8 protein-coding genes are annotated in these 7,509 nt (G+C 71.0%); 4 read left to right on the top strand and 4 right to left on the bottom strand.

Annotated elements, in window-relative coordinates; translation table 11 throughout:
• Positions 1 to 1,201 (top strand): MBL fold metallo-hydrolase (locus D7X55_RS31905; RefSeq protein WP_121725039.1); only part of this gene is annotated, 1,201 nt, incomplete at its 5' end.
• Here the strand turns inward: D7X55_RS31905 and D7X55_RS31900 are convergent.
• The 4 genes from D7X55_RS31900 to D7X55_RS31885 all read right to left on the bottom strand — a co-directional run bounded on the left by D7X55_RS31900 (position 1,198) and on the right by D7X55_RS31885 (position 5,247).
• Positions 1,198 to 1,944, bottom strand: a complete 747-nt coding sequence (locus D7X55_RS31900; protein WP_147470281.1) for a GlsB/YeaQ/YmgE family stress response membrane protein — start codon at positions 1,942 to 1,944, stop codon at positions 1,198 to 1,200. The two genes, D7X55_RS31905 and D7X55_RS31900, sit on opposite strands and share 4 nt — an antisense overlap.
• A 12-nt stretch (positions 1,945 to 1,956) precedes the next feature.
• Positions 1,957 to 3,837, bottom strand: coding sequence for an FTR1 family protein (locus D7X55_RS31895; RefSeq protein ID WP_120551107.1), 1,881 nt, complete (start codon positions 3,835 to 3,837; stop codon positions 1,957 to 1,959).
• Positions 3,838 to 3,940: 103 nt separating this feature from the next.
• Complete coding sequence (locus D7X55_RS31890) at positions 3,941 to 4,456, bottom strand: dihydrofolate reductase (protein WP_121725037.1); 516 nt, start codon at positions 4,454 to 4,456, stop codon at positions 3,941 to 3,943.
• A complete protein-coding gene (locus D7X55_RS31885; protein ID WP_121725036.1) occupies positions 4,453 to 5,247 on the bottom strand; it encodes a thymidylate synthase in 795 nt (264 codons plus the stop codon). Before D7X55_RS31885 ends, D7X55_RS31890 begins: the two co-directional genes overlap by 4 nt.
• A gap of 103 nt (positions 5,248 to 5,350) precedes the next feature.
• Here D7X55_RS31885 and D7X55_RS31880 point away from each other — a divergent pair, with 103 nt between their 5' ends.
• From D7X55_RS31880 to D7X55_RS31870, 3 genes are all read left to right on the top strand, one after another.
• Entirely contained in the window at positions 5,351 to 5,911 is a 561-nt protein-coding gene (locus D7X55_RS31880) for a cob(I)yrinic acid a,c-diamide adenosyltransferase (RefSeq protein WP_121725035.1), read from the top strand.
• A gap of 3 nt (positions 5,912 to 5,914) precedes the next feature.
• Entirely contained in the window at positions 5,915 to 6,940 is a 1,026-nt protein-coding gene (queG, locus tag D7X55_RS31875) for a tRNA epoxyqueuosine(34) reductase QueG (protein WP_121725034.1), read from the top strand.
• Positions 6,913 to 7,509, top strand: a 597-nt coding sequence (locus D7X55_RS31870) for a DMT family transporter (RefSeq protein ID WP_233610190.1), incomplete at its 3' end; no start/stop codon positions are given. The genes queG and D7X55_RS31870, both read left to right, overlap by 28 nt.

The following is a 7,509-nucleotide window of genomic DNA, read 5'->3' as shown; positions in this document are numbered from 1 at the left end:
GCGGGCAGGGCTGCTCGCGGGCACGGTGAAGTGGAGCGAGTGGCTGGCGCGGCACACGCTGTCCCTGCGCGCGGAGGACCTGCGGGCCGCGGGGCGCTGGGTGACGCCGCCAGCCATCCCGGTGCGCTTCGACACGCGCTTCTATCTGGTGGAGCTGCCGGAGGGGCAGGCGGCGAGCATCATCCCGGGCGAGCTGACGGAGGGCGCGTGGATCCGCCCGGAGGACGGGCTGTCGCGCTGGAGTGACGGCACGGCGCTCCTGCATCCGCCCGCGCAGCACGCGTTGCAGGTGCTGTCGGAGTTCACGGACGAAGCGGACGCGCGCGCGAAGCTGTGCACGCCGCCGTACTGCCCGGGCTACGTGGCCCAGCGCATCGAGTTCCAGCGCGGCGTGCGGGTGGTGGCGCTGGAGACGCCCACGCTGCCGCCGGCGACGCACACGAACGCGTACGTGCTGGGCACGGGCGACCTGCTCATCGTGGATCCGGGTTCGTCGGACGTGAAGCAGTACGCGAAGCTCTTGTCGCTGGTGGCGGGGCTGAAGGCGGAAGGCGCGCGGCCGGTGGCGGTGGTGCTCACGCATCACCACGGCGACCACGTGGGCGGGGCGCTCGCGGTGAAGGAGCGGCTGGGCATTCCGCTCTGGTGCCACGCGCGCACGGCGGACCGGCTGGACTTCCCGGTGGAGCGGCTGCTGGAGGACGGCGAGGTGCTGAACCTGGATGGGCCCATGGTTCAGCGGTGGCACGTGCTGCACACGCCGGGGCACGCGAGGGGCCATCTGTGCCTGGTGGACTCGCGCAGCAAGTCGGCCATCGTGGGGGACATGGTGGCGAGCGTGGGCTCCATCGTCATCGACCCGCCGGAAGGCAACATGGTGGACTACCTGGAGCAGCTGAAGCGGCTGCGCGACTGGCCGGTGACGACGCTGTATCCCGCGCACGGCTCGCCGGTGCCGGACGGCCCGGGCAAGCTGAACGAGTACCTGCGCCACCGCGCCCAGCGCGAAGCCCTCATCCTGGAGGCGGTGCCCGCGACGGGAGCGACGCTGGCGGAGGTGGTGGCCACGGCCTACGCGGACACGCCGCCCATCATGCACCCGGTGGCGGAGCGCAGCGCCCTGGCGTCCCTGGAGAAGCTGGTGGCGGAGGGCCGCGTGCGCGAGGACTCCTTCACCTGGTTCCGCGTGGGGGCTTCCTAGAAGCTGCCCATGAGGCCCAGCTGCGGGCCCTTGCTGCTGTAGGTGGCCACGGGCATCACCTGCACGGACGGGGCGGGGGCCGCCTGCATCGCGGCCTCGTTGCGCAGCACCTTGCCGTGGGACAACTCGAAGCCCGCGCTCGCGCCCACCACCGGGAGGATGAAGAGGGCGGCGTTGAGCGCCGGCGGCGCCTCCGAGCCTCCGCTGTTCACCAGCGTGAGCGCCAGGAACGTCGCGCCCCAGCCCACCATGCTCCCGGCCACCGTCGGGCCCATCCGGCCGCGTCCGCCCATGAAGTGGCCGCCCGCGTACGTGCCCACCGGGATGCCGATGATGCCTCCCGCAGCGGCGCCCGCGGCGGCCATCACCAGGCACTCGTCACAGCCCACCGTGGCGGAACCCAGCAGGTAGCCCACCGAGCCCAAAATCGTCGCGCCCACGACGCCGCCCGCCGTCCCGCTCAGCACCTCCACCGCCACGCGCGGCACCGGGTCCTTCGCGGGAGGGGAGGCCTTCACGGACGGCAGCGCCTCGGGCGGCACGGAGGCGCGCGTCGGAAGCTCGCCGTCCCCGGCGGGGACCTCCGGAGGCGGAGGCACGTCCTCGTCCGGCGCGCCCACCAGGGGTGGGGGCGTGAGGCTCCCGGCGGGGGCCTGGGCCGGCTCGGCGGGGGCCTCTTGGGCGGAGGCCAGGCCCGACACGAGCAGCAGGACAAGAAGTGGGGACAGCCGTGTGCGCTTCACCAGGACTTGAGGCTACCGCAACGGCGGCGTCTGCGTCGCCCCGTCCCCGGAGGCCGGCGTCTCCTCGCGGGGCCGGCGGCGCAGGGCCCGGTAGACGAGCGGCGCCACGGCCAGCAGCGCCTGCGGCACCAGCGACATCGCGTCCGGATACAGCCCCAGCATGTCCACGTAGATGAAGCGCACCGGCACCAGCGGCAGCGCGCCCACCTCCTGCAGCGAGTGGATGCCCTTGCCCAGGAGCATCACCGCCGTCACCACCATCACCACCGTGGAGACGTTGAAGAGCGTCTTCATGGGCAGCCGGTAGCCCATGCGGTTGACGAAGAGCACCAGCACCCCCAGCGCCACGACGCCCGCCACCACGCCCCAGGCGACGCCCGCCGCGGAGTCCACCGCCAGGCCCTGGAGGAAGATGGCCGTCTCGAAGCTCTCGCGCAGCACGGACGTGAACGCGATGACGAACAGGCCCACCGTGCTGCCCCGGCCCAACGCGCCCTGCATCTTCTGGCGCAGCTCCCCCATGAAGTGGCTCACGTTGGCGCGCGCGTTGAGCCACAGCGCCGCGTACAGCAGCATGGCCACCGCCACCAGCGCCGTGATGCCCTCCAGCCACTCGCGCTGCGCGCCCGCCAGCAGCTTGCGCCCGATGATGTACGCGAGCGCGCCCGCGATGAGCGCGGACACCCAGCCCGCGTGCACCACGCGCACCTGGTCCATGGCCTTCATCTTCTTCAGCGCCGCCAGCAGCGCCGTGACGATGATGGTCGCCTCGAAGCCCTCGCGCAGCAGGATGAGCAGCGTGAGCCACGCCACGGACAGCACGTCCGTGGTGCTCCCGGTCGTCTTTCGCGCCTGGTCCAGCAGCGACAGCAGCTCACGCCCCTCGTCCTGCAGGTGCGGGCTCTTGCGCTCGGCGGCGAGCCGCGCCTGCATGAAGGCCTCTTCCAGCTTCTGGGTGAGCTCCGGGTCGCGCCCGCGCAGCTTGGGCTCCACCGGCTCCAGGCCGTTGAGGTACGCGTCCAGCAGGGCAAGCTTCGCGGCCGCGTAGTCCCCGTCCGCGCCCAGCCGCAGCGCGTGGCCCACCGCGGCGCGCGCGTTGAGCAGCACCTTCTCCTCGTCCGCGTCCGGCATGTGCCGGCGCAGGCACGCCACCTTGTCCGCGCCGAACGCCTTCGCCAGCTCCGCGTCCGTGGACGTGGCCAGCCGCTCCAGCGACGCGTTGGGCGGCTCGCCCTGGCACTCCGGCTGGCGCAGCGTGAAGACGAAGAAGGCCAGCGACCAGCGGTCCTCTTCCGTGAGCGTGGGGTAGGCCGGCATCGCCGTGCCGGGCACGCCGAAGCTGGTGGTGTTGAACGCCTTGTACGGCGTGAGCCCGTCCTGCATCAGCTCCGGGTCATGGAAGTTCGCCGGCCGGGGCTCCATGGTCTCCGCGATGGCCACGTCCGCCTTGCCCTGCGCGCCGTGGCACGCCGTGCAGTTGGCCTGGAAGAGCTTCTTGCCGTGCTCCAGGTCCGGCGCCACGCGAGGGCTGCGCGCCAGGCCGCCCGCCAGCACCAGGTTCTCCACCAGGTCCCCGCAGTCGCGGCTCACGCCCTCCGGGTCCTTCGCCTCGTTGACGCGCGCCTGGATGGCCTCCACGCGGGGCACGAACGTGGCCGCCGCCGGGCCCAGCTCCTTCGCCGCCGCCAGCGCCTCCGCCGCGAAGCTCTTCTGCTCGGTCAGCTCGAACTCCGACTGCGACGACACCGCCGCCGGGTAGTCCGCCTGCAGGTACTGGAGGATGCCCACCAACCGGTGCCAGGTGCGCCCCTCGTCGGTGGCCGGGGCTTCAGCCCGGGCGGAGGAGGACAGCGCAAGCAGCAGGCACAGCGTGAGGGAGGCGGCGTGTTTCACGGCCGTCTTCTACCAACCACGTCCCGGGCGTTCAATTCTGCGAATCAATTTCAACTTACAGCACCCCTTCGCGGACGAAGGGGGCAGGAACCCGCACGGTAGGTCACCCGGCAAACTCCAGGAATAAGGGCTCCCCCTGACGCTCGTAGGTGAAGAAACCGAAGGGCAGGTCGCCTTCCGGGTACCGGTCCTCCTCCACCAGCCTCCATCCGGAGAGGTCCACGGGAGGGAAGAAGGCGTCGCCGGGGAAGTCCCGTTCAATGCGGGTGAGGTAGAGCCGGTGCCACAGGCCTTCCGTCTGCGCGTAGAGGTCCGCGCCGCCCGCGATGAAGACCTCGCTGTCGCCCGCCGCCTGCGCCAGCGCGTCGTCCACGGTGTGGGCCACGCGCACGCCAGCGGGGGCGGCCCAGTCGCGCTGGCGGGTGAGGACCACGGTGGTGCGGCCGGGCAGCGGACGTCCGATGGAGTCGTACGTCTTGCGGCCCATGATCAGGGTGTGGCCCATCGTCAGGCGCTTGAAGCGGGCCAGGTCCAGCGGCAGGCGCCAGGGCAGGGTGTTTCCCTGGCCGATGACCCGGTTCGCCGCCATGGCGACGATGGCGGAGATGCGCGGGCTCATACGGCCACGGGCGCCTTGATGGCGGGGTGCGGGTCGTAGCCTTCCAGCGTGAAGTCCTCGTAGCGGAAGGCGAACAGGTCCTTCACGTCCGGGTTCAGGCGCATGCGCGGCAGGGGACGCGGCTCGCGCTTCAGCTGCTCCTGGGCCTGCTCCACGTGGTTCAGGTAGAGGTGCGCGTCACCGATGGTGTGGATGAACTCGTGCGCGGTGAGGCCCGTGGCCTGCGCCACCATCAGCGTCAGCAGCGAGTACGACGCGATGTTGAAGGGCAGCCCCAGGAAGATGTCCGCGCTGCGCTGGTAGAGCTGGCAGGAGAGCTTCCCGTCCGCCACGTAGAACTGGAACATGACGTGGCAGGGCGGCAGCTTCATGGACGGCACGTCCGCCACGTTCCACGCGCTCACCAGGTGCCGGCGCGAGTCCGGGTTCTTCTTCAGCCCGTCCACCAGCTGCTGCATCTGATCCACGTGGCCGCCGCCGGGCGTGTTCCAGGAGCGCCACTGGTGGCCGTAGACGGGGCCCAGGCTGCCGTCGGCGTTGGCCCACTCGTCCCAGATGGTGACCCCCACCTCCTGGAGCGAGCGCACGTTCGAGTCGCCCCGGAGCATCCACAGGAGCTCATGGATGATGGACTTCAGGTGGAGCTTCTTCGTCGTCACCAGGGGGAAGCCCTGGGTGAGGTCGAAGCGCAGCTGGTGGCCGAAGAGGCTCAGCGTCCCCGTGCCGGTCCGGTCGCCCTTCTTCGTCCCGTGCGTCAGGACGTGCTCCATCAGACTCAGGTAAGGCTGCATGGGGCTTTTTCCTTAGGCGGGGTGGAACGGGTGATCAAAATAAAGATCGCGGGTCACCTCCGCACGGCGTTGCATCTGTTGCATCGCTATAAGAAGGGCTGCCATGAAGATCTATACGAAGACCGGCGATGCGGGAGAGACGGGCCTCTTCGGCGGCGGCCGTGTGGCGAAGGACGACGCGCTGGTGGACGCCTACGGCGAGGTGGACGAACTCAACGCCACGCTGGGCCTCGTCCGCACGTTCCCGCTGCCGGCGGACCTGGAGCACCTGCTCCAGCGCATCCAGGACCAGCTCTTCACGGTGGGCGCGGTGCTGGCCACGCCGCCGCACACCAAGGCGGCGGCCCACATCCCGGAGCTGCGCCCGGAGTGGGTGGAGGAGATGGAGCACCACATCGACCGCTACGAGGAGGAGCTGCCGAAGATGACGCACTTCATCCTCCCGGGAGGCGCGCCCGCGGCCGCGGCGCTGCACCTGGCGCGCACGGTGTGCCGCCGCGCCGAGCGCCGGGTGGTGACGCTGTTGCGTGAGGACAAGGCTCCGCCCGCCGTGGCCATGTACCTCAACCGCCTGTCGGACCTGCTCTTCGTGGTGGCCCGGCTGGTGAACTTCCGCGCCGGCCTGCCGGACGTGAAGTGGATCCCCGAAAAGCCGACGAAGTAAGCCGTGTACGCGACGCAACTGCCCACTGCCCGCTTGAGGCAGCTCGCCCAGGACGTGGGCTTCGACCTCATCGGCTTCGCGCGAGCGGAGCCCATTCCGCCGTCGTCGCTGATGTCGTGGCTGGAGGCCGGCTACGACGCGGACATGGACTGGATGGGGTCGCGCGCGGAAGAGCGGCTCGACGTGTCCGTACTCCTGCCGGGCGCGCGCACGGTGCTGTCCTTCGCGAACAACTACTGGCGGGATGATGGGCCCTCGCAGGGCTCGCCCATCGCGCGGTACGCGCGCGGCCGCGACTACCACTCCACGCTGCGCGACCGGATGAAGGCCTTCCGCAAGACGCTCAACGCCTGGTACCCGGGGCTGGGCACCTATGGCGGCGTGGACAGCGGCCCCATGATGGAGAAGGTCTGGGCCGCGCGCGGGGGCCTGGGCTACGTGGGCAAGAACGGCTGCCTCATCACGGAGTCGCACGGCTCCTGGGTGCTGCTGGCCACGCTCATCCTGGACGCGGAGGTGGACGCGTATCCGGAGGGTCCGGTGGCGGACCGCTGCGGCTCCTGCCGGCGCTGCCTCATGGCGTGTCCCACGGGCGCGCTCGTGGGCAACCGGCAGGTGGATGCGAGAGCGTGCCTGTCGTACCAGACGATTGAGAACCGCGACCGCGACGTGCCCGAGGCGTTCCGGCTCAAGTTCGACAACCTCATCTTCGGCTGCGACATCTGCCAGCAGGTGTGCCCGCTGAACCGCAAGCCGGTGTTCGCGGACGACGAGCGCTTCGTGCCGCGCGCGGTGGCGTCGCTGGGCACGCTGGAGCTGGCGGCGCTGACGCCCGAGCAATACAAGGAACTCATCCCAGGCACGGCGCTGGCGCGCGCGCGGTACGACGGTTTGAGGCGCAACGCTGTCTATGCACTGGGGGTCGCGCGGCAGGCGCACGCCCGGCCACTGCTCGAAAAACTCAGCGGCGACGACAGCGAGCTGGTACGCAGCGCCGCACGATGGGCGCTTCTGCAACTGGAGCCGTGACGCCTCCGCTCGGGCGGGTGTACTCCGCGCTGGCGTTGCAGGTGCTGATCAGCGCGGGCACGTACCTGGCCGCGAAGCGGGCGATGACGGAGCTGTCGCCGTTCACGGTGGTGCTGTGGCGCTTCCTCGTCTGCGGCGTCGCGTTCGTGGCGCTGCTCGTGCTGACGCCGGGGCCGAAGCTGCCGCCGCGCCATGCCTGGCCGCGCGTGGTGGTGCTGGGGCTCATGGGCGGGCCGGTGAACCAGACGCTGTTCTTCTCCGGCCTGTCGCGCTCCACGGCGGCGCACGCGGCGCTGTTCTACGCGCTCACGCCGCTGGGCGTGTACGTGGCCAGCCTGGTGCTGGGCCGCGAGCGCGCCTCCACGCGGACGACGGCGGGCATCCTCACGGCGCTGGTGGGCGTGGTGGTGCTGCTGCTGGGCCGGGGGCTCGCGAGCGCGCGGGGCACGCTGGAGCTGGCGGCGCTGACGCCCGAGCAATACAAGGAACTCATCCCAGGCACGGCGCTGGCGCGCGCGCGGTACGACGGTTTGAGGCGCAACGCTGTCTATGCACTGGGGGTCGCGCGG

Source organism: Corallococcus sp. AB049A, assembly GCF_003668885.1.
GTDB classification, from domain to species: domain Bacteria; phylum Myxococcota; class Myxococcia; order Myxococcales; family Myxococcaceae; genus Corallococcus; species Corallococcus interemptor.
The sequence above is the reverse complement of the archived record's forward strand: the minus strand, read 5'-3'. Positions and strand labels throughout refer to the sequence as shown.

What these genes read in the sequence shown, in the direction of transcription:
- D7X55_RS31885 (WP_121725036.1), bottom strand. Translation starts at nt 5,247, where the DNA reads ATGCAGCCTTACCTGAGTCTGATGGAGCACGTCCTGACGCACGGGACG.
- D7X55_RS31890 (WP_121725037.1), bottom strand. Translation starts at nt 4,456, where the DNA reads ATGAGCCCGCGCATCTCCGCCATCGTCGCCATGGCGGCGAACCGGGTC.
- D7X55_RS31880 (WP_121725035.1), top strand. Translation starts at nt 5,351, where the DNA reads ATGAAGATCTATACGAAGACCGGCGATGCGGGAGAGACGGGCCTCTTC.